Below are 21,634 nucleotides of genomic sequence, written 5' to 3'. Positions count from 1 at the left end.
TTTGCTGTGCAAAAATACGTCAATTTATAGCAAATAAAAAGAAAGTAAATCTACGCTTGCACTATCCTTTTCCAATCTCTATTTTTGGATAAAATCAAATTGAAATGATAGACAAACAACAACTCATAGACCGTTTTATAAGTTATGTTACCATAGATACCGAATCTGACCCAAATTCTGATACCACGCCAAGTACAGCAAAACAATGGGATTTGGCCAATAAGCTGGCTGATGAGCTTAAGGTAATGGGCATGAGTGACGTATCAATAGACAGCAACGCCTACATTATGGCAACCTTTCCAAGTAATGTAGATCATGACGTTCCTGTAATAGGTTTTATCTCTCATTTTGACACCACACCAGATTATACAGGTGCTAATGTAAAACCACAGATAGTCGAGAATTATCAAGGACAAGATTTGGTGCTTAATGCTGAAGAAAATATTGTCTTGTCACCAGATTATTTTGAAGACTTACTACTCTACAAAGGACAAACCTTAATCACCACAGATGGCACAACGCTTTTAGGAGCTGACGATAAAGCGGGTATTACCGAAATTATGGAAGCGATGAAATACCTTATTAATCATCCTGAAATAAAGCACGGTACTATAAAAGTAGGTTTTACACCTGACGAAGAAATTGGTCGTGGGGCGCATAAGTTTGATGTTGAAAAATTTGGAGCTGATTGGGCATATACCATGGATGGCAGCCAAATTGGCGAATTAGAATACGAGAATTTTAATGCCGCAGGTGCAGTTATTAAAGTCAACGGAAAGATTGTACATCCAGGATATGCCAAAGGCAAAATGGTAAATAGCATGTATTATGCTAGTGAGTTTATAAATGCTTTACCAAAACACGAAACACCTGAGCATACTGAAGGTTACGAAGGTTTCTTTCATCTGTATTCTGTTAGTGGCGAAGTAGAATCTACTAAGCTAGAATATATTATTAGAGACCATAACAAAGCTAAGTTTGAAGCTCGTAAAGCACTAATGCAAAAGATAGTGACTAACCTCAACGAAAAATATGGAAAGCCAGTTTTTGAAATAGAGATTAAAGACCAATACTACAACATGAAAGAAAAGGTAACACCTGTAATGCACATTGTAGATATTGCTGAAGAAGCTATGAAAGCTCTAGACATTACTCCTTTAATAAAGCCCATACGTGGTGGTACAGATGGCTCGCAATTGAGTTATATGGGATTACCTTGCCCAAATATTTTTGCTGGCGGACATAACTTTCATGGACGCTATGAGTATGTCCCAGTAGAGAGCATGATAAAAGCTACTGAAGTAATTTGTAAGATTGCAGAGATTACGGCTATCAAGCACCAGCCCTAATTGCATGAAGCATTTGACTTTATAACAAAAAACAGCTAACTTCGTTATCGACCGATATAGACAATTATAACTGCCCATATCTCCGCGCTAGGTGCAATCCCCTATAGAAACCCAAAAATTTCCTCAGAATGTTGGCTAACGAAAAATTAAGTAAATTCGAATTGAAAATCTAAGAATAAATGAGAAATTTGAAAGCTTATAAACTGCTGATTTTCATAATTAGAGCAAAATGATAAAAGCTGATTCATTAAAAAAGTTAAACGAAAAAATTGTCCTGAATGGACTTTTAGGAAAATTAGAGCCAATAGGCTTTAAGTACTTAAAAAGTAAACAACATTTTAAAAGAACAGTTGGAAATTATGACCAAATAATTTCTTTTGGAACTTCGCATTCGCCACTCGAATTTGACGAAAATAGAGATGAATTAAATCTTAAATTTTATTTCAGTACATATATTGAATCTCCAAAATTTGACAAATGGATTTCCAAAACTTTAAAATCGCGTTCGTTTTTCAGGCATTTATTAGAAAACACAAAGTGTATTGAAATAGTAGATTTTAATGCATTGAATAAAGATGATTTTTTCTCACCCTCAGAAAGCAGGAAATTCAAAAACTATATTACATCATCACTAGTTGGAGTTGATAATGAAAATAGAATAAGTCTAAAAGAATATGAAAGCAAGCTAACTGAATCAATAAAATCTTTTGATAATTTAGATACAGCAAAAAAATTGTACGACAACAAAACTGAAGCTTTTAGAGATTATTTAAGACTTTTAGTATTCGAAGGAGATATTGAAAAAGCAAAAACTGAATACTTAGAAAAGTATAATCAAATCAAATCTAGAATTGATTTAACCAATACAGACAAAATCGAAGAAACAAAAAAGACTATACAAGGTCTTGAAAAATTCGCTTCTGAAATCGAAATTTTCTTTGACACAAAACTTGAAATCCCATTTGAACGAGGACTGACAAAGCTCGAATCTAGAAAAGAGAAAATAAAACTTGCTCAAAATCTAGGTTTTGAAGAATATCTAAGACTGGATTGTAGTTTATTGGATATTGAGTCATATGACATTAATGATTCAGGAGAAGTTTTAATCGTTACTAAGTCGAAAGAAGTTAATAAAATCAATACAAAAGGTGAAATTGAAAAAATTGGCAAATTAGAATTTGATGATTGCTTTAGTAATGACTTCAATACCTCCAAAGTTAGATGGATTGAAAATGCCAAAATCTTTTCTTGTGATAATTATATAGTCAATGAAAAAAATGAATTAATCAAGCTGATTTTTGACTTTGATAAATCTAAATTTAAGACCAATGATGTTCGACTCTTTATGAAGAGCCTCTTTTTTGACGGCAATAAAAAAGAGTTTCATTTTTTATACTTGATAAATTACAAGACTACTTATCACTCAACTTATGATAAGAAGGGAAAGTTGATATCAACAAAATCTTTTGATAAAAACATATTAAAGCTAAACTTTTTAAGAAAAGAGTATATAGCACTATCGGAAAAAAATTCTGTAGACATAATAGATTTTGACGGTAGCTTTAAAGAGAATTATAAATACGGAAATGGTAATGACCGTATTGAGTTATCTCCAGATGGAAATCTAATGCTTCTTCACTTCTACTCCACTAAGTCACAGTTATACAATATCGATAATAAAAAGAAACAAACGCTTTGGGCTCATCCTACTTTTCTTAAAAACTATAAGGAGAATTTTTATAACGACATCCATCATAATTTTGGATTGACAACTTGCAAATTTACTCCTGATGGTAAATATATCATTGGAGGAGCTGACCACGGAAAATATGTTGTTTGGGACACTGAAAAATTTGAACGAAAGGAATTAATCCCAAATCATTCTGCTTTAAATATTTTTAATTGGTTTACTACTACTATCTCGGAAGGAAAATCAACTGAAAATTATTTCAAACCGTATTCGGTTGAACACGAAGGTCATAAGTTATTTATCAATAGAGGTTATGATATTTCAAATATTTCTTTCATTGAAAACGGTGATTTTATAATTACTCAAGTTAGTGATTGTCTACTTGTGTGGAATAAAGATTTTGAAAACATAGGGAGTGTATATGGCATTGGTCAAGTAACTTTTTCTTCAAACAGCTTTTTGATTTATAAGACAGATAAAGAAATTGTTATACACCAAAAAGTAGATGAGTTAAGAAATAATTTTGAGAGTAGTGTTTTTAAAGAATTTTCAAAGGAAAATTCAAATATTACGACCCACAAACTCGGCAAAGAAGATTTAGAAGTAGAACAAATTGAAGAGAAAATATCAAAAGCAAAAACTAATGAAAAGAAAGGGTTTTTCAGTAGATTATTCAAAAAATAACTGCACCTAACAAAGGTGTATAAGTAATAGTGGTTTAAGTAATAAAACAAAAGTATAAACATAAAACAATGGTCAGTGCAAAACCGAAAGGTTCATGAGTAGAAATCCGCTACTACCCATACACGAACACGATAACGAAACTCAACTTTTGAATATAACAAAATGAAAAAAGTTTACTCCGTTGAAGAATACATAGAAACCAATAGTCATTGGCAAGACGCTCTTGAGCTATTACGTAGTATTGTTTTAAAAACAGAACTCAATGAGGCAGTAAAATGGTCTGCGCCAGTTTATGACCTAAATGGAAAAAATGTGTTAGGCCTTGGCGCTTTTAAACATCACTTCTGTATTTGGTTTTTTAATGGTGTGTTTTTAAAAGACGAACACAAGCTTTTAGTCAATGCACAAGAAGGCAAAACTAAAGGCTTACGCCAAATGCGTTTTGACAAGATTGAAGACGTCAATAAAGACCAAGTGTTAGCCTATGTAAAAGAAGCTATAGAAAATCAGCGTGCGGGCAAAGAAATAAAAATAGAGCGTAAAGGTAAAACTGTTGTTATCCCAGAAGAACTAAAAGCTGCTCTAAGCAATGACCAAGATTTACAATTGACCTTTGAAGCATTGACACCAGGAAAGCAACGTGAGTACTGTGAACACATTGCTTCTGCTAAAAGAGAAGTGACTAAGCTATCTCGACTAGAGAAAATTATACCTATGATTCTTAATGGTGTTGGGCTTCATGATAAGTATAAAAATTGCTAGCTTCGACTCCGTGGTTGGTGAACGAAGCCGAACCACTCAGCTACTAATATATTAATAGAAAAGACTAAACTTTAAACCAAAAAAAGCCACTCTAAGAGTGGCTTTTAATATTATATACCTAACAATTACTTAGTAGTTGCTGGTTTATTCAGTTTGTTACTCATTTCCATAGAAATCGCAGAACGGTCAAACTTAATTTTTCCAGCTTGAGTTTCTATAACACAACTGTTGTCTTTTTCGTTTAGTTCCGCCACCTTACCGTACATACCACTTTTAGTAATTACACGGTCACCACGTTTTAACGTTGATGCAAAGGCTTTCTCTTTTTTAGCACGTTTCATCTGAGGTGCAATCATAAAGAAATACACCACAGCAAACATCGCTATAAATGGTAAAAATGAACTTATTCCTTCTCCCATGAATTTTAATTAATCGTGGTTATGACCTTCGTGACCTGGTTTTGTACTAGACTTTTTTGGCTGAGCTTGTAAAATACTTGAAGTACCAGTAGCTGTTGCCTGAGCTGGAGTTTTTGCATTAGGGTCTTTTTCTACAAAAGCCGTAATCTTTACTTGCTCATTACCTTTTGCTGTATTAGTTGTCATAGTAATGGCTTTAGTAACTTTGTTACCATTACCTTTTCCATTAAATTTTACTGCAAACTCACCAGTTTCACCAGGAGCAACTTGCTTAGTATAGTTAGATGGTACTGTACAACCACAAGTACTTTTTACATTACTTACTACCAACATTGAGTTACCAGTGTTTGTGTACTTAAATGTAGTTTCAACAGGTGTTCCGTTTTCGATTGTACCAAAATCATGAGTTTCTTTATCAAACTTAATCATTGGTAAATTTCCTGCATTAGCATCACGCTCTGCTGCTAGTGCAACATTTTCAGAATTCACTTTGCTAGAAGCATCGTCCTTACAAGATGTAAAGGCTAGCATGCATAAAGCGCCAAGGCCTAAAATAACTTTTTTCATCGCTATGTTTTTAAATTAATTTTAAATGTTTCTTAATCTATCGCCAAATGTAATAATAATTTCAACGAATAAAAATTTTTAATACGCCATTAACAGATAGTAAACTGTAGAATTTACGGGCTTTTTACATCAAACCACGCCCTATCTTGTTATGGATATTATTTTGCTTGTACTCTTTTACAATCTTATCCAAAATACCATTTATAAACAAGCTACTCTTAGGTGTAGAGTATTCTTTAGCAATCTCTAAATACTCATTAATGGTCACTTTTACAGGTATTGAAGCAAATTTCTGAAACTCACATAGCGCCATTTGCAATAAGACTCCGTCCAAGCTTGCCAATCTATCAGCATCCCAATTGGTTGTTTTTGCCGCAATTTCTTCGGAAAATTTTGATGTATTTAAAAGTGTTTTGATTAATAAATCTTTAGCAAAAACCCTATCGTCTTCATCCTTGTATAATTCAGGAATTAAATACGTTTCTGGCTTTGTTAACTTAAACTTAGTAAAAGTCTTAACAATAGCTGTATTTACTACTGGTAAATCATCTACCCAAGTGATTTGTTTGTCTTCAAAATAATCAAAAAGCTTTTCGTTTGGTGCAATTATTTCAGAATAGATATCTACCATAAAATCTTTATCTTCCTTTAAATCAGAAGCACCTTTAGACATATAATCTTTGTAGATATCGCTTTCTAGAATCGCCTTGTAAATAATATCTACATACTCAAAATCTAAATCCCAAAAATTTAGCTTTCGTTTTTCGATGACCTCCTTAAGCATGGTATTATTACTAATAAACTCAAGCACAGCATTATCAGCAAACTTTCGGTTTGGATTAATATCTTCTTCTGTAGCAAGTAGCTTTTTTTGAGAGAGTTCTAGTTTGGAATTGGCTTTCTTTTGCAGCTCAATCATTAAGGCCATCATGGCGAAGTATAAATCAGACATTTTATCGATACTCTGAAAAAGGAATTTTTCATCTTTTGAAAAGTCATCACTTTCTGTGCCTTTAAAAGCGAATAAAGATTGCATAACTTTAATACGAATGTGTCGTCGATTGAGCATATGTAAAGAACTTATTTTAAATCATTAAAAAAGGTGAAACCATATTTAGTTTCACCCTGCAAAAATAGTATTTCTTACTATTCTAAAAAATTATTTTGCATTTTCTCTTTTTCGAGTTTCGATACGGTCTTTAGCAATGTTTAATGCTGCATTGTGAGTTGTCACATTGTTAGACTTAGCGTTTTCGAAAATCTCTAAAGTTGTGTTGTAGATATTTTCTGTTTTACGCATTATCTCTGCTCTACCATAGTTTTCTAGCTCTGCATAAACATTAATAATACCACCAGCATTGATTAAGAAATCTGGAGCATATACAATGCCTTTGTCTTGCAGTATTCTACCATGCTTTAATTCATCCGCTAATTGGTTATTTGCTGCACCTGCAACGATATCTGCCTTTAGCTTATCTATAGTATTATCATTTACAGTAGCTCCTAATGCACATGGTGCATAGATATCCATGTTTTCACTATAAATATCATTACCACGATAAATACTTACGCCATATTTAGCTTTTACTTCTTCAAGGCGTTCTTCACTAATATCAGCAATTGTAACTTTTGCACCTTCATTTACTAAATGTTCAACTAAAGCTTCACCAACATTACCAATACCCTGTACATACACATTCTTGTCTTCCAAAATATCAGAACCGTACTTATATTTAGCAGCTGCTTTCATTCCCATAAAAACACCATAGGCTGTAATTGGCGATGGATTACCTGCACCACCTTTACTCTCTGAAATACCAGTAACAAATGGCGTTACTTCTCTTACAGTATCCATATCTTCAGTTGCCATACCAACATCTTCAGCAGTAATATAGCGTCCGCTCAAAGAGTGAACAAACTCTCCAAAACGACGCATTAATTCGGGTGTTTTTTGTGTTTTGGCATCACCAATAATTACAGCTTTACCGCCACCTAAATTTAGACCAGTGATTGCAGACTTAAAAGTCATTCCTCTAGACAAACGCAAAACATCATTTAATGCTTCCCACTCACTATTATATTGCCACATTCTAGTACCTCCAAGAGCTGGTCCTAAAACTGTATTATGTATTCCAATTATTGCTTTTAAACCAGTATCTTTGTCATTGCAAAAAACGATTTGCTCATGGTCATCAAATGACATTTGCCCAAAAACGGGGTCAGCGTTTACTAAGTCTTTTGCGTCAATAACGTCTGTTGTCATGCTTTTGTTTATTTTAATGCTGTTGCAGATTATTTAAAAACAGCTTGCAAAAATAAATTATTATTAAAGCATTAGCAAAATATTAACTGAAAAATAAGATTATAGCAATAGCTTTGTAATCTTTTACTTTTAATGAAGGCATTAAAACATCTTAATAAATATTTTTACAAGTACCGATACAGACTTATTATTGGTATTTTTATTACAATAGTTGCAAAGATTTTCGCTCTGTTTACACCGCGATTAATCGGAAACTCTATTAATGTTATATCTGATAAAGTAAATGGAAAAATATCACTTGATGTTTTTGAAGACCAACTCCTGATTAACATCTTATATCTTATAGGTGCAGCCATTATTGCAGGATTATTTACCTTTTTAATGCGCCAAACTATTATTAATGTATCTCGTTATATTGAGTTTGATTTAAAGAACGAAGTCTACAAGCATTACCAAGTATTATCATTAAGTTTTTATAAAGCTAATAGAACTGGAGATTTAATGAATCGTATTAGTGAAGATGTTGGAAAAGTACGCATGTATGTTGGTCCAGCCATTATGTATACTATCAATACTATTACTCTTTTCGTAGTGGCATTAACATATATGATTAGTACTGCACCCAAACTTACGCTTTATACCATGCTTCCGTTACCTATATTGTCTTTTGTCATATACAAACTAAGTCGCCTGATAAATTATCGCAGTAAAGTGGTACAAGAATCATTATCTGGTCTTTCTTCGTTTACACAAGAGCAGTTTAGTGGTATTTCTGTAATAAAATCTTATACTATTGAACCTAGTGTAAATACAGAGTTCGAACATCTATCAGTAGGAAATAGAAAAAAACAAATAGACTTAGCAAAAGTACAAGCTCTTTTCTTTCCGTTAATGATTTTGCTTATTGGTCTTAGTAATTTATTAGTCATTTTTATTGGTGGCAAACAATATATTGATGGTGAAATTGAAAACATAGGTACCATTGCTGAGTTTATTATTTATGTAAATATGTTAACCTGGCCAGTAGCCACAGTAGGTTGGGTTACCTCTATTGTACAACAAGCCGAAGCATCTCAAAAGCGCATTAATGAATTTTTAAAACAAGAACCTGAAATAAATAATACGGTTGATAGTCCAACAGAGATAGATGGTGCTGTTACATTCAACAATGTTACGTTCACCTACCCAGATACTAATATTACCGCATTAAAGAACGTAAGTTTTGATTTAAAATCTGGAGAGAAACTTGCCATATTAGGCATGACTGGTTCTGGTAAATCTACAATACTTGATTTAATTGGTAGACTTTATGATACTAAAAATGGAAGTATTCTTATAGATGATAAAAAAATAACAGAGCTAAACCTCTATAGTCTTAGAGAAAGTATTGGTTATGTTCCACAAGATGCTTTTCTATTTTCAGATTCTATTAAAAACAACATTAAATTTGGTAAAGAAGATGCTACTGATGACGACGTTATAGAAGCCGCTAAAAATGCAAAGGTTCATAAAAACATTATTGGTTTTAAAAACGGCTATGAAACTGTTTTAGGAGAACGAGGTATTACATTATCTGGTGGGCAAAAACAACGTGTGTCAATTGCAAGGGCCATTATAAAGTCACCTGAGATTTTACTATTTGACGATTGTCTATCGGCAGTTGATACAGAAACTGAAGAAAAAATACTCAAAAACCTTGAGCGTGTCTCCAAAAACAAAACAACCATAATTGTAAGTCATCGTATTTCTTCAGCTAAGAATGCTGACAAGATTATTGTTTTAGACGAGGGAAAAATTATCCAAACAGGAACACACAAAACCCTTAAAGAAATAGACGGTTACTACAAAGACTTATACATTAAACAACGCTCCGAAAAAGAAATGTAACTATTTGTTGGTTACTATACTTTTTTTTTAGATTTTTGGATTGAATTTAAAACTCAAATCTCAAATTATGGGCGATTACGAAATGATGGATAAAGAAGAAATATATTCTAAAGTATTGCGTGCTGGACGTAGAACTTACTTCTTTGATGTACGCGCGACAAAAGCAGGTGACTATTACCTAACCATTACAGAAAGTAAAAAATTTACTAATGATGATGGTTCGTTTCATTATAAGAAGCACAAAATTTACTTGTATAAAGAAGATTTCTCTGAATTTAGAGAGATTTTAGCTGAAATGACAGATTACATCATCAATGAAAAAGGTGAAGAAGTGATTAGTGAGCGTCATCAAAAAGACTTTAAAAGAGAAGATAACGAGTTTGTAGCTCAAGAAGCAAAAACTTCTGAAGATACAAATACTGATAGTTTTACGGATATCAGTTTTGATGACATTTAAAACTTATCTTGTTAAATAATATTAAAAACCGTTACCTCTGTAACGGTTTTTTTATTTTTATATCTTATCAAAATAACTAACCAAACTCACACACATGCGTCGCATTCTATTACTAGTATTTACAATAGTTTCATCTACATTGTTTGCTCAGGAAAACCTCGATTTATCCTATTACCTTCACCAAGATGTACAATACAATTCTGAGATTCCTACACCAAAAAGTGTAATAGGTCACGAAGTTGGCGAATGGCACATCACGCATGATAAGCTTGTACAATACATGTATGCACTTGCTGATGCTACAGATAGAATTACTATTGAAAACAGAGGCAAGACCTTTGAAGATAGACCTTTATTATTATTAAAAATAACATCGCCTAAAAACCACTCAAGTATAGAAGCAATACAAAAAGCACATGTTGATGCCACTAAAACTGACAACATATCTACTGATAGACCTATTGTTGTTTATCAAGGTTTTTCTATTCATGGTAATGAGCCAAGTGGTTCTAATGCAGCTTTAGCTGTTGCCTACTATTTAGCGGCAGCTCAAGGTCCAAAAATCAATGAACTTTTAGATAATACCGTAATCCTTTTTGACCCTTCTTTTAATCCTGATGGTTTACAACGCTTTGCATATTGGGCAAATACCAATAGAAGTCAAAATTTAAACCCAGACCCAAACGATAGAGAGTACAGTGAAATCTGGCCTGGTGGACGTACAAATCATTATTGGTTTGATATGAATAGAGATTGGCTTCCTGTTCAGCTTCCGGAGTCTAGAGCCCGCATAAAAACGTTTCATGAGTGGATGCCTAATATCTTAACAGACCATCATGAGATGGGAACAAATTCAAGTTTTTTCTTTCAACCAGGAATCCCTTCAAGGACACATCCGCTGACACCAAAATTAAATCAAGCATTAACTAAGCAAATAGCAACCTATCATGCTAAAGCTTTAGATAAAATTGGATCACTTTACTATTCCGAAGAAAGCTTTGATGATTTTTACTACGGAAAAGGGTCAACGTTTCCAGATATTAATGGTGGTATTGGCATTTTGTTTGAGCAAGCTAGTTCTCGGGGACATATACAGGAAAGTGTAAATGGCATACTTACATTCCCTTTTACAATTAGAAATCAATTTACCGCTGCTCTATCTACACTTGAAGCGGCGAATGGTATGCGTACAGATATTCTTAATTACCAAGTCAACTTCTTTAAAAATGCAAGAAAGGAAGGTAAAAAGGAAGGTAAAAAGGCCATTGTCTTTGGTGACGAAAAAGATGCCGCACGAACATATCATATGGCAGAAATATTAAAGCGTCACAATATTAAGTTTCATGATATTGATACTGATTTTGAAGTCGATGGAAAACGATTTAAAAAAGGATATGGTTATATCGTACCGAAAAATCAGAATAATACGCGATTAATTAATGCCATGTTTGAAAAACGCACAACTTTCCAAGACAGTTTGTTCTATGATATTTCTGCATGGTCTTTTCCTTTAGCTTTTAACTTAGATTATGCCGAAACCTCAACAGGCAATGCTGGTGCAATAGTTACAGATTTAGAATTTAGAAATGGTGGTGCTAACTCAAAAAGTAATTATGCATACCTCACCGAATGGAACGAATATTACACCCCAAAATTCCTGTATGCACTTTTAAGAAAAGGGATTCGTGCTAAAGTAAGTCAGAAGCAATTTAACGCCAATGGAAAATCATACGACTATGGTACGTTAATGATTCCTGTACAAAATCAAAAATTATCTGAATCTCAACTACATACGTTTTTAGACAAACTAGCGCAAGAAAGTCATTTGACTTTAGATGCCGTTTCTACTGGTCTTAATGATGGTATTGATTTAGGAAGTAATAATTTTAGACCATTAGAAGTTCCAAAAATTGCACTATTAGTTGGTGATGGCATGACGTCTTATGATGCAGGCGAAATCTGGCATTTGCTAGATACTAGATATGATATTCCTGTAACTAAATTAGATACTAAGAATTTCTCAAGAGCTAACATAAGTCGTTACAATACCATAATTATGGTCAATGGCTCTGGGTTGGATGAAGGTAATACTAAAAAACTACAATCTTGGATTAGAAGCGGTGGTACTTTAATAGGTTATAGACGCGCATTGAATTACATGAACTCTAAAAAACTATTGAAAATAGAGTTTAAAAAGCCAAAGCTAGTTGCAAAAAATATTACAAGAGAGCAACGTAGCGATTTTAGAGGTGCTCAAGTTATTGGTGGTGCTATTTTTGAAGCAGAAATTGACCGTTCTCATCCCATAAATTTTGGTTATAAGAACAGTATATTACCAATGTTTAGGAATACAACATTATTTGTAAAACCAAACAAGAATAGCTACGATAACCCAATACAATATTCTAAAGAACCTTTATTAAGTGGTTATATCTCGAAACAAAATTTAGATAGTATTTCTGGTACTGTGCCATTAAAAATTGGCAATTATGGACGAGGTAATATTGTTGCATTTACAGATAACACCAACTTTAGAGCCTTTTGGTATGGCACTAACAAACTATTGATGAACGCTATCTTTTTTAGAGAAGAATTGTAATTTAGTATTTGACGAACTTATAATTTTAGTTTACTGTACTCCCATTCTTAACTTTAGCTTCCGGATGTAAGAGATACACATCATTTTCTTTTACAGCGCCCATAACTAAACATTCGCTCATAAATTTGGCAATTTGTTTTTTAGGGAAGTTAACTACGGCTACTATCTGTTTATTCAATAAATCCTCTTTGCTGTAAAGTGTGGTAATCTGTGCTGAAGATTTTTTAATACCCAAGTTGCCAAAATCAATAGTTAATTGATATGCAGGGTTTCTAGCTTCAGGAAAGTCATTGACTTCAGTAATTGTTCCTACACGTAAATCTACTTTTGTAAAATCTTCAAATGTTATTATCTTATCCATAAATTAAAACTACAAAAATTATGGCATTAACGCCTTCAAATATGTTACCACTAGGTACTAAAGCCCCAAATTTTATTTTGGTAGACACTAAAGACAATATACGTAAATCATTAACTCAACTTAAGGGAGCTAATGGTACACTCGTGATGTTTATCTGTAACCATTGCCCTTTTGTAATTCATGTGAATGAAGCATTAGTAAAATTAGCAAATGACTATAGTTCTAATGGTATTAACTGTATTGCCATATCAAGTAATGATGTTATTAACTACCCTCAAGATGGACCAGAGCTAATGCATAAACATGCTAATGAAAACAATTATCCTTTTCCCTATTTATATGACGAAACTCAGGATATAGCAAAAGCTTATGATGCAGCATGCACTCCTGATTTCTTTTTATTCGATAGCGAATTAAAACTCGTTTATGCTGGTCAATTAGATGACTCAAGACCAGGAAATGGAATTCCTGTTACTGGTAAAGATTTACGTGCAGCAATGGATGCACTAGTCGAAAATAAACCTATAAATCCTAACCAAAAACCAAGTATGGGTTGCAATATTAAATGGAAGTAAATGACAGGAATTGATAAAGGAATAAGGGCTGTTAATTATCTTATTGATATTATTTGCGTTGCATTAATCTCTATATTAATATTTATGATATTTCCAGACATCAACTACAGTTTTAGTTTTTATTTAATATTGTTTGTGTATTATTCCGCAATGGAAATTAGCATACAACAAACACTAGGGAAAATTTTTACTAAAACCATAGTGGTTAATAAATATGGAGAAAAACCACATTTTACTTTAATTTTAATGCGTAGTTTTCTTCGTCTAATGCCATGGGATGCCTTATCTTATCTTTTTGGAACCGAGCACGGTTTTCATGATAAACTATCACTAACTAAATTAGTTTACTCCAAAAAAAATCTCGTTAATATCAACCAATCAAATTGAATATTAACGAGATTAACTATTGTAACCAACCAATATTTTTAGTTTCCTTGTAATTTAAAGTTAATAGGAATACTGTAAGGCACACTTACATTTCTATCTCTTTGTTTGCCCGGTATCATTTTTGGTAATAAACCAATAATACGCTCAGCTTCATTTTCTAACAACTTATCTGGACCTCGACTTTTAATTTTTGTTACGTATCCATCTTTATCTATTAAAAAGAACACATATACCTTACCAGTAAGGCCTAACTCTTGAGCAACTTCGGGGTATTCAAAATTCTTCTGCAAATGATCCCTGATTTTTTCCTGAAAACATACTCTTAACTGATTATTATTCCCTTTACACCCAGGGAAAGTTGGCACACGTTCAATTACTGCAAATGGCACTTCTATATCTTCCTCTACTTCTTCTACTTCTACATCCTCTACTTTTACCACTGGCTCAATAACATCATCTTGGCCTATTTCTGTACTTTCTAATACTGTCTCTTCAATCTCAGTAACATCTTCTACGACTTGTATAACTGGACTTACCACTGGTTTAGGAGGAGGTGGTGGTGGTGTTATTTCTATATTAGTAATAGGTATATCTTCTTCTAATTGCTCATTTAGCATTAATATATCAGTTTCTGTTAATGTGCTATTATACGTTTTATACTCAAACCCGAAATATGTAAATAAAAGCATTACGTTTAGACCTACAACAAAAAACAAACTGCTGTTTCTTCCTACATCTGCGTTGGGATTCTTCTTTACTTCCATGACTTCAAATTTTATACTCTAAAGCTAGTCAGTATAATTCAGAAAAAATATGACAAATGTCATTCAGAAGAGAAGTAAATTCCTAATTAATTATAAGTTATTCAACTGATTATCTGTCCCTTTTTCACTAATCGTCCAAAAGAATCCTACAAAAAAGAATTGGTCTGCTGCAGGTGTTAATGCGCGTCTGCTAAAATTCCCGTTTGCATTTGGCGTATTTGCATATTGGTAACCGTTTATATTATTAAATCCAAACACATTATTTACTGAGAAATACAAAATCTTCTGCTGACTTATTAAATACGCCCAATTAAAACTTATATTATTAAAACTTTTAGTACGTCCTCCTAAAAACTGATTGGTATTTGGGTCAGTATATGGTCGACCAGAAGCATGCACATAATCCAAACCTATTTGACTTTTTAAGCTTTCTACCCAATACTTTCCAACTACTGAGAAGTTATGCTTACTCGCAAAATTTGGTTGAGCCGCATTTGGAAAATTACGATGGTCGCGCTGTGTATCTAATAACGAATAGCTTACCCAGTAATCTAAATTCTTAATACTTGTATTATCTCTCCAAAAAACGTCTAAGCCTTGAGCGTATCCACTACCGCTAGAATTGAAATTGCTACTAGGCTGTTCAAATTGAGTATCAAATTTCACCAAATTGTCATAATCTTTTCGATATAACTCAGCTCTAAAAATGCGACCATCATTAACATACTGGTAATTGAATATGTAATGATCTGTTCTTTGTGGCACCAAATCTTGACTAAATTTTAAAGCCCCTGCACTTGGATTCTGAAAAAAGTTACCGTAAGCCAAAGACACTTGCGCATTATCAGATACTTTATAGGCTAATGCTGTACGAGGCGCTAGATTAAAGCTTTCAAAGATGGAGCTATAGTCTGCTCTTAAGCCTACTTTTAAGGCTAAGTCTTTAGAGAATACTAAATCCGCTTCTGCAAAACCTGCAGTTATGTTGTTATTGAATCCGTATGAATCGCTAAAAGATGAATTAGAAAAATCTTCATTAAAATCAGTTAAAAACTGCTCCACTCCAAAATTTAGCTTAAACCTACTACTGAAACGTTTTTTTAGCTTCAACTTAGCGTGAAACGAATTTTCAGTATCATCTATATCATTCATCTCAACACCTATTTTATTTCTTGCATAGGTATAACTTAAGCCCGTAACTATACTCCAGTTATTGTTCAGTATACCTTTATAAGATGTGTTTGTATAAAAGTTTTTATTATTCAGCTTAAACTGCAATCCATCTTCTTCATTAATATCTTCTTGAGTTAATTCAAAATTTGTAGTATCAAAAGCTGCATAAAATTTTAATGTTCCGTTTGTAAACTTACGTCTAAACACAGCTTCACCTTGAGCTGCTTCAAAAGGCTTTTCCCAATCATTTCTGTCTTCAAAAACTTGTAAATAAGGTGCTAGATTTATATATGTTGCGTTAACGCTTAATGAAGATTTTTCCCATTTCTGAGTATTACCAAGTGCAGCACCAACAGTCATAATACCAATATCTGTCTTTTCTTGATCTGGTTCATCTATTGTATTCAATAACAATACACTAGATAGTGCTTGTCCATACTCTGCAGAATAACCACCTGTTGAAAATGTAATCCCATCAAATAAAAATGGTGAGTATCGACCTCGTGTTGGTAAATTATTAGTTGTTGGCGTATATGGTGTAAATACACGAATACCGTCTATGAAAATCTGGGTTTCATCCGCATTACCGCCACGTACAAAAAGCCGTCCATCTTCGGCATTGTTTGATGTGCCTGGCAGGGTTTGCAATGCGCCTACAAAATCACCTAAAGCACTTGCAGTAGTTACCACATCTAAAGGTTTTAACACAGAGACTTTGCTGTTATCATTAGCCTCGAAAGTACCAGCCGATAAAACAACAGTATCTAAAGCATTAACATCTTCGCGGAGTTTAATTTCTAATGTATTTAATAGTGAAGCATCTAATGTCAGAGTTTTTGTCTCATAGGATAAGAATGAAACGACTAAAGATTGAGTTCCTGTTTCTTCTGTTTCAAAAGAAAACTTACCATCTTCCATAGTTGTAGCACCATCATAAGTGCCATTTAGGTATACGTTAGCTCCAAATATTGGATTGCCTTTAGTGTCTATGACTTTTCCTGAAATTGTTGTTTGAGCTTGGCTGATGAGGCCAAAAGCTATAAATAGAATGATTGATAAATACTTACTCATGGATTTTCTATCATTATTTTGGTATTCTTGAATCTTCGATTTCATGATTGATGATTTACTATTCGTATTAATTGATGAAGCAAACTTCCGCTCTTTTCTAAACTTTGGAAATTATAAATTACCGAACTGTAACTTTTTAATGACGAATTGCATTTTCATGCATATTTGTCTATGTAGGTAAATGAATACGTATTTATTTCTGAATTTTATCTTTATAAATGTAACATAACTATATCTTTGACTACTTACATAGTAACTAAATCAACCACCAGAAACTATTGAATAAAGAACTTGAACATAGCTTTGTAGAGCAGCTTCAAAAACATCAGAATATTGTGCATAAAGTATGTAGGCTTTATACCAATAATCAGGATGCGCATAACGATCTCTTTCAAGAGATTACCATACAGTTATGGCGTGCATATCCAAAGTTTAGAGGTGATAGTAAGTTCAGTACTTGGATGTATCGTGTAGGCTTAAATACGGCAATTACATTATACCGTAAATCCAAACGTCGTATACAAACTGATGATTTTGATGCTTATCAGTTTAAAATCAAAGCAGAAGAATACGATAGTACAGAGGAAGAACAATTAAAACTGTTGTACAATGCAGTACATCAGTTAAATGATATAGAAAAAGCACTAGTATTCTTATATCTAGAGGATAAAGATTATAGAGAAATTAGTGCTACCCTTGGTATAACTGAGGTTAATGCACGAGTAAAGATGAACCGTGTAAAGAAGAAATTAAAAACAATACTAAATCCGTAATACTATGGATGAATTAGAATTATTAAAAAAGGATTGGCAGCGTGATACGATTGAGTATCCTGAGCTCACATATGATGAGATTTACAATATGTCCCATGCCAAATCGTCGAGCATTGTAAAATGGATTTTTTACATCAGCCTTATCGAATTTGGAATTGGGTTATTACTCATATTATTAAACCCAAAGATTGAAGGGCAGATAGAATTTCCAAAATGGATAGAGATATTATCCTACGCAACCTTTCCTGTCATTGCAGTATTTGTTTATTTGTTTTATAAAAATTATAAAAATATTACAACAACAGATAGTGTTAGAAAATTAATAAAAACTATACTTAAAACTAGACGTACTGTAAAAAATTATGTTCTTTTTAATTTGGTCATGGCAGGGATTTTTTCTTGTGTAGGTCTATATATTGGATATGTGACTACTGAAGGTGGCGCCGAGAAATTTAATGCCAGTGCTCATTTTGCTGAGTATGCAACGCTAGGTATTGTAATAGTTTTAATTACTGCCGCAATAATTGCATTTTTCTATGGCATTTACTATTTGCTTTATGGGATTCTTTTAAAACGTTTAAATAGAAATTATAAGGAACTTAAAAAACTAGAAGTATAAATTAAAAAATATATGACTCTACAACGGAAAGTATCAATTTTAGGTTTTGTAGCACTCTCATTCTTATCAATCTATTTAGTTAGCACATCTACATTTTTTATATCTGAACCTAATCACTTATCGAGAGCAATAACAATAGATGTTTTATTAACTATCCCAATTATATATTTTCTATTAATACGTAAAACATCTATTCCGAAGATTTCTGTATTACCCGTTACGATTGCAGGAGTTGTTTTGGCTTCATTTATTCTACCAGAAGAACAACAAAATATTTTAAGCCTTTTTAAAACATGGGCTCTTCCTATTATTGAATTATTCATTGCTTCATTTATAATTTACAATGTTGTAAAGGCTATAAAAAGCTTCAAGTCAAAACGTGTTGAGGATTCAGATTTCTATACTGTACTAAAACACACCTGCTATGATATATTACCAAAAGGCGCAGTAATACCATTTGTCACTGAGATATCTGTCTTTTACTACGGGTTTATCTATTGGAAAAAAAGAACATTACAGCCAAATGAGTTTACTTACCACAAAGAAAGCGGAAGCTTAACTCTACTAATTACGTTTCTATTTTTAATTGCTATTGAAACTCTAGTATTTCATCTACTATTAGCAAGTTGGAATACAACTGTAGCATGGATATTAACAGGCCTAAGTATTTACACTTGTATACAAATCTTTGGTTTCGTAAAATCTATATTAAAGCGTCCAATTATACTAACCAAACAAACATTATTATTAAGATATGGTATAATGAAAGAAACTGAAATTAAGCTCGTCGATATTGATTCTATTGAGATATCATCTAAGGATATTGAAACTAATAAAGATTTGCAAAGGTTATCATTATTAGGAGGTCTAGAAAGTCACAATACTATTATTCATTTGAATAAAACAAATACAATATCTAGCTTATATGGCATCAAAAAAGGTTATAAATCTATAGCACTAAGTGTAGATGAAGTCAAGCGTTTTAAAACTGAAATAGAAAATACAAAAGCTAAACTTACCAATCTCTAAGCTTATTTAAACGTTCTCTTTCTTCTAGCTCTTCTTGAGGAATAACCTTTAAAAATGAAGGATGTTGCTCAATAGCATATTCTATTTTTTCTACAATCTCTGCAATAGATTCATTCTCGTAATCAATTTGTAAAGGCTGTTTTACCTCAAAAGATTGATAGATATTCTTCTTCTTAATTCGGAGTCCTTTCTTATCAAACGAGCGCCTAAAACCATCAATGACAATAGGTACAACAATAGGCTTATATTGTTTAATGATATGGGCTGTTCCTTTTCTAATAGGTTTAAAAGGTGTAGTAGTCCCTTGCGGAAACGTGACGACCCAACCATCGTCTAGTGCTTTCTTTATAGCACTAATATCACTCATCTTTACTTGACGGTTTATATCTTTTCCTTGCGAACGCCAAGTTCGCTCAATACTTATAGAACCCGTATAGGCAAAAATTTTGGGAATCAAACCCGATTTCATAGTCTCTTTTGCTGCAACATAATACATGTTAAGCTTAGGATTCCAGAGATAACCCACATTTTTAATGTTGTCTAATCGACCACTAAGACTTGCATTAAACACATGAAACATGGCAATAACATCAGCAAAATATGTCTGGTGGTTAGATATAAAAAGTACGTTAGTATCTGGTAAGTTTTTAATAATTTCTGAGCCTTCAATTTGCAAATCATTAAAACCTCTAAAGCGTCTATGAGTTAATAAACCCAAGATTCTGATTAGCCATTTTTTTACAAAAAGTATATGCCCAAAAGGATTGGTTTTGAATAAACCCATAATATCAAATCTGGTTAGTCGGATAGCAAATGTAAGAAAATCTACTACTTAGAGTATGTCTTTTAATAATACTTTAATTTCGCTAAGCATCATAGCTGTTGCTCCCCAAACAATATGTCCATTAAGTTTAAAAGCAGGCACCTCAACTTCCACATTATAACTCGTTGGCACTTTTGTGTTTACAATATTGCGGTCATCTAAAAAGTCATTTAATCTAACTTCAAGAATTTCCTCTACCTCAGTTTCCTGTTTTACAAATTGTAAGGTGTCTCTAGAAATGCCTAAAAAAGGATGTACCATAAAATTACTTGGCGGAATATAAAGCGGCGATAAGGTTTTAAGTACTTCAACTTGTTTTGTTGGCACACCAATTTCTTCTTCTGTTTCACGAAGTGCTGTCTCCATAATATCCAAATCTGTTTTCTCAACTTTTCCTCCAGGAAAGCCAATTTGTCCAGAATGTACACCTTTGTATGATTTTCGCAGTATAAATACCAAATGTGTTTTACAATTCTCATCAGGGTAGAATAGTGCCATTACACCAGCTTTTGATGCCGACTTTCTTTTTTCTTTATATTTTTCGGCTAAATCTAATCGGTAAGGTGGCGATAGTTTTGCATGTGCTTCTTCCCCTAAAAGTGGAAGATGTTTTATATTTACAATTGATTCTAAAAACGTATTAAAGTCCATTTATGAGAATTCTACTTTTTTGTTGTGTTTGTTTTTTATTGAGTTGTGAAGATAAACAAACTTCAAAACAAAATACCAAAGTCGCAAAGGACACAATTACAGTAAAAACTGAAGCGCCAAAGAAAAAAAAGCAAGAGCGTCAATACCCAAGATTAACGGATGATAATGCTTTGCAATTCTTCTTGGATTATTCTGAAGCACATAAAGAAAATAAAGTGCGTATTGTTACAGACTTTGGTAATATTGATATTTTACTCTACAAGAAAACAAGATTCCATCGTGCTAATTTTATATTTCTGGCAAAGCAAAACTATTTTGACTACACCCAATTTTACCGAGTAGTTCCAAATTTTATAATTCAAGGAGGTAGTAGTGATGGTATGAACATTGCCAAGCGTCGTAAAAAAATTGGGCGGTACTTATTACCTCCAGATACAAAAAATGGTTATAAGCATAAACGCGGTGCAGTATCAATGCCTAGTAGCGAGATTGAAAACCCATATAAATTGGCTTCACCATATCAGTTTTTTATTGTAAACAGAAAAGGAGGCGCACCTTTTTTAGATGGTGATTATACCGTTTTCGGAGAAGTCATTACTGGTATGGACGTGGTTGATAAAATTAATGCTGTTGAAACTGATGATGGCGAATGGCCAATAAAAAGCGTTTATATCAAAACTGTCGAAATTATAGAATAATTAAGATTCTAAAATTTCAATTTTCATAACTTG

Annotated in this window: 21 protein-coding genes; 12 read left to right on the top strand and 9 right to left on the bottom strand. The window is 32.8% G+C overall.

Annotated elements, in window-relative coordinates; translation table 11 throughout:
- Window positions 1-104 precede the first annotated feature (104 nt).
- The 3 genes from pepT (at window position 105) to Q0770_RS14105 (ending at window position 4,485) form a co-directional block, all read left to right on the top strand.
- Window positions 105-1,349, top strand: a complete 1,245-nt coding sequence (pepT, locus tag Q0770_RS14115) for a peptidase T (protein ID WP_299118042.1) — start codon at window positions 105-107, stop codon at window positions 1,347-1,349.
- Window positions 1,350-1,578: 229 nt separating this feature from the next.
- A complete protein-coding gene (locus Q0770_RS14110) occupies window positions 1,579-3,723 on the top strand; it encodes a hypothetical protein (RefSeq protein WP_299118040.1) in 2,145 nt (714 codons plus the stop codon).
- Between the two features lie 162 nt (window positions 3,724-3,885).
- Complete coding sequence (locus Q0770_RS14105) at window positions 3,886-4,485, top strand: YdeI family protein (protein ID WP_299118038.1); 600 nt, start codon at window positions 3,886-3,888, stop codon at window positions 4,483-4,485.
- A 125-nt stretch (window positions 4,486-4,610) separates the two neighbouring features.
- Here Q0770_RS14105 and yajC read toward each other — a convergent pair whose 3' ends face one another.
- The 4 genes from yajC to Q0770_RS14085 all read right to left on the bottom strand — a co-directional run bounded on the left by yajC (window position 4,611) and on the right by Q0770_RS14085 (window position 7,734).
- Window positions 4,611-4,904: a preprotein translocase subunit YajC gene (gene yajC, locus Q0770_RS14100; protein WP_299118036.1), complete on the bottom strand. Its 294-nt coding sequence runs from the start codon at window positions 4,902-4,904 to the stop codon at window positions 4,611-4,613.
- 9 nt (window positions 4,905-4,913) lie between these two features.
- Window positions 4,914-5,471 (bottom strand): DUF1573 domain-containing protein, encoded by a 558-nt coding sequence (locus Q0770_RS14095; RefSeq protein WP_299118034.1) that lies wholly within the window; start codon window positions 5,469-5,471, stop codon window positions 4,914-4,916.
- Between the two features lie 124 nt (window positions 5,472-5,595).
- Window positions 5,596-6,507, bottom strand: coding sequence for a transcription antitermination factor NusB (nusB, locus tag Q0770_RS14090; protein ID WP_299118033.1), 912 nt, complete (start codon window positions 6,505-6,507; stop codon window positions 5,596-5,598).
- Window positions 6,508-6,630: 123 nt separating this feature from the next.
- A complete protein-coding gene (locus Q0770_RS14085; RefSeq protein WP_299118031.1) occupies window positions 6,631-7,734 on the bottom strand; it encodes a Glu/Leu/Phe/Val dehydrogenase in 1,104 nt (367 codons plus the stop codon).
- Window positions 7,735-7,866: 132 nt separating this feature from the next.
- Between Q0770_RS14085 and Q0770_RS14080 the strand changes: the two genes are divergently transcribed.
- The 3 genes from Q0770_RS14080 (at window position 7,867) to Q0770_RS14070 (ending at window position 12,677) form a co-directional block, all read left to right on the top strand.
- Window positions 7,867-9,621 (top strand): ABC transporter ATP-binding protein, encoded by a 1,755-nt coding sequence (locus Q0770_RS14080; RefSeq protein WP_299118029.1) that lies wholly within the window; start codon window positions 7,867-7,869, stop codon window positions 9,619-9,621.
- Between the two features lie 67 nt (window positions 9,622-9,688).
- A complete protein-coding gene (locus Q0770_RS14075; RefSeq protein ID WP_299118028.1) occupies window positions 9,689-10,078 on the top strand; it encodes a PUR family DNA/RNA-binding protein in 390 nt (129 codons plus the stop codon).
- Window positions 10,079-10,172: 94 nt separating this feature from the next.
- Entirely contained in the window at window positions 10,173-12,677 is a 2,505-nt protein-coding gene (locus Q0770_RS14070; RefSeq protein ID WP_299118027.1) for a M14 family zinc carboxypeptidase, read from the top strand.
- A 25-nt stretch (window positions 12,678-12,702) separates the two neighbouring features.
- Here Q0770_RS14070 and Q0770_RS14065 read toward each other — a convergent pair whose 3' ends face one another.
- The gene (locus tag Q0770_RS14065; protein WP_299118025.1) at window positions 12,703-13,038 is read right to left on the bottom strand and encodes a tRNA-binding protein; all 336 of its coding nucleotides are present in this window, start codon (window positions 13,036-13,038) and stop codon (window positions 12,703-12,705) included.
- A gap of 20 nt (window positions 13,039-13,058) precedes the next feature.
- On the opposite strand from Q0770_RS14065, the gene Q0770_RS14060 reads away from it, so the two are divergent.
- Window positions 13,059-13,613 carry a thioredoxin family protein gene (locus tag Q0770_RS14060; RefSeq protein WP_299118023.1) on the top strand — a complete coding sequence of 185 codons (555 nt, stop codon included), beginning with the start codon at window positions 13,059-13,061 and terminating at the stop codon, window positions 13,611-13,613.
- On the top strand, window positions 13,614-14,000 hold the full coding sequence (locus Q0770_RS14055) for an RDD family protein (RefSeq protein ID WP_299118021.1): 387 nt from the start codon (window positions 13,614-13,616) through the stop codon (window positions 13,998-14,000).
- A gap of 38 nt (window positions 14,001-14,038) precedes the next feature.
- On the opposite strand, the gene Q0770_RS14050 is transcribed toward Q0770_RS14055, so the two are convergent.
- The gene (locus Q0770_RS14050) at window positions 14,039-14,764 is read right to left on the bottom strand and encodes an energy transducer TonB (protein ID WP_299118019.1); all 726 of its coding nucleotides are present in this window, start codon (window positions 14,762-14,764) and stop codon (window positions 14,039-14,041) included.
- Between the two features lie 90 nt (window positions 14,765-14,854).
- Window positions 14,855-17,008 (bottom strand): TonB-dependent receptor, encoded by a 2,154-nt coding sequence (locus tag Q0770_RS14045; RefSeq protein ID WP_299118105.1) that lies wholly within the window; start codon window positions 17,006-17,008, stop codon window positions 14,855-14,857.
- Between the two features lie 278 nt (window positions 17,009-17,286).
- Here Q0770_RS14045 and Q0770_RS14040 point away from each other — a divergent pair, with 278 nt between their 5' ends.
- The 3 genes from Q0770_RS14040 to Q0770_RS14030 are packed head-to-tail and all read left to right on the top strand — an operon-like array spanning window position 17,287 to window position 19,429.
- A complete protein-coding gene (locus Q0770_RS14040; RefSeq protein ID WP_299118017.1) occupies window positions 17,287-17,781 on the top strand; it encodes an RNA polymerase sigma factor in 495 nt (164 codons plus the stop codon).
- Between the two features lie 4 nt (window positions 17,782-17,785).
- A complete protein-coding gene (locus Q0770_RS14035) occupies window positions 17,786-18,400 on the top strand; it encodes a hypothetical protein (protein WP_299118016.1) in 615 nt (204 codons plus the stop codon).
- A 12-nt stretch (window positions 18,401-18,412) separates the two neighbouring features.
- A complete protein-coding gene (locus Q0770_RS14030) occupies window positions 18,413-19,429 on the top strand; it encodes a hypothetical protein (RefSeq protein WP_299118015.1) in 1,017 nt (338 codons plus the stop codon).
- On the opposite strand, the gene Q0770_RS14025 is transcribed toward Q0770_RS14030, so the two are convergent.
- Together Q0770_RS14025 and Q0770_RS14020 are read right to left on the bottom strand one after the other, a co-directional pair.
- Window positions 19,416-20,213: a 1-acyl-sn-glycerol-3-phosphate acyltransferase gene (locus Q0770_RS14025; protein ID WP_299118013.1), complete on the bottom strand. Its 798-nt coding sequence runs from the start codon at window positions 20,211-20,213 to the stop codon at window positions 19,416-19,418. The genes Q0770_RS14030 and Q0770_RS14025 overlap by 14 nt on opposite strands.
- Window positions 20,214-20,261: 48 nt before the next feature.
- Window positions 20,262-20,903 carry a CoA pyrophosphatase gene (locus Q0770_RS14020; protein ID WP_299118011.1) on the bottom strand — a complete coding sequence of 214 codons (642 nt, stop codon included), beginning with the start codon at window positions 20,901-20,903 and terminating at the stop codon, window positions 20,262-20,264.
- A 2-nt stretch (window positions 20,904-20,905) separates the two neighbouring features.
- On the opposite strand from Q0770_RS14020, the gene Q0770_RS14015 reads away from it, so the two are divergent.
- Window positions 20,906-21,601, top strand: coding sequence for a peptidylprolyl isomerase (locus Q0770_RS14015; protein ID WP_299118009.1), 696 nt, complete (start codon window positions 20,906-20,908; stop codon window positions 21,599-21,601).
- Window positions 21,602-21,634 lie beyond the last annotated feature (33 nt).

Origin of the sequence: uncultured Winogradskyella sp. (genome assembly GCF_947501905.1) — a bacterium.
In the GTDB taxonomy this organism is placed as follows: domain Bacteria; phylum Bacteroidota; class Bacteroidia; order Flavobacteriales; family Flavobacteriaceae; genus Winogradskyella.
The sequence above is the reverse complement of the archived record's forward strand: the minus strand, read 5'-3'. Positions and strand labels throughout refer to the sequence as shown.